At 31.6% G+C, this 1,047-nt stretch carries 3 protein-coding genes; all 3 read right to left on the bottom strand.

The features are described from left to right. The coding region (locus HCUR_RS00710; protein ID WP_129591796.1) for a hypothetical protein at nucleotides 1-426 on the bottom strand (426 nt) is incomplete at its 3' end. A 258-nt stretch (nucleotides 427-684) separates the two neighbouring features. Next, nucleotides 685-813 carry a hypothetical protein gene (locus HCUR_RS09990; RefSeq protein WP_423751881.1) on the bottom strand — a complete coding sequence of 43 codons (129 nt, stop codon included), beginning with the start codon at nucleotides 811-813 and terminating at the stop codon, nucleotides 685-687. Then, entirely contained in the window at nucleotides 785-913 is a 129-nt protein-coding gene (locus HCUR_RS09735; RefSeq protein ID WP_279337379.1) for a hypothetical protein, read from the bottom strand. The genes HCUR_RS09990 and HCUR_RS09735 overlap by 29 nt, the downstream gene beginning before the upstream one ends. Nucleotides 914-1,047 lie beyond the last annotated feature (134 nt).

Raw genomic sequence — 1,047 nt, 5'->3', positions numbered from 1 at the left:
GGCTCCTTTTATTTGCGCTGAAGAAAAAGCTTTAGAGTCTTTAAAGTTTTTTAGACTATCAATAAACGCATCTTTGAGCAATTTCAGCGCCATAGGGTCTTGTCCGAAAGGAAGAGTATAGGCAGGGGGAAACAATGCAAAAAAGTCTTCTTTACTCTTTACGGTATCTAACCGACTTAATATATTATCTTTGTGGACTGTAAAATCTAATTTTGCGATTGAATCATACATTTTACGCCTTTCTTGAACTGTAACTAATAAATTATTAAAAAATGGTATTAATACTGAATCATAATTTTTCACTTGGTTAGAAATGTCCAGGTGTAATTGATCTAAGTCGTTGATAGAAAGTTTTGGTATAGCTTGCATAATATGGTCAGAAAAAGGAATGACTGTATCACGCTCTAGAGCATGAGGCCGAACCATAAATGAGATAAAATCCCTACTAGTATCAAAAATCTCCTTTCTTAATAATGGAAAAAAATTTTTGGTGGTATTTTTCGAATCATTTTTAACCATTTGCAACTTTTCATTCACAGCATAAGTTGCTGAATAAACACTAAAAATTACCCCACCTAAAAGAACGTAGTTTAATATCTTCATAATATAATATTGTTGTTTTTTTATGACTACAACTATAATAATAGAAGAAAATTATTTTTTTTGAATAATATATATAACCCATTAACTATGAATGATTATAGGGAATAGCGCATCAATTGAAGAATTTTTAGAATATCGTAGCTGCTTAGGGTGAGCCCATTTTTTCTCAATGGGATTAAGGTCAGAAGAATAAGGCGGAAGGTAAAGTATGACCAGCGTCCTTAATCATTTTCTGCATCGCTTTACTTTTACGGAACGCAACCGTATCCATGACACCACCACTTTTTTTTGGAATATGGGTTAGTACCATTTTCTCTACCCCACCACTAAATATAGCTAAATAATGATAGAATATTTATAATAAAAGAAAAGAGAAAAATATTTAAAGATGTCGTATGCATTAGAGTTCCGTCGTAAAGGTTTAGAAATTAAGAAGAAAAAAGG

Origin of the sequence: Holospora curviuscula, from assembly GCF_002930195.1 — a bacterium.
Taxonomy (GTDB): Bacteria; Pseudomonadota; Alphaproteobacteria; order Holosporales; family Holosporaceae; genus Holospora; species Holospora curviuscula.
The sequence above is the reverse complement of the archived record's forward strand: the minus strand, read 5'-3'. Positions and strand labels throughout refer to the sequence as shown.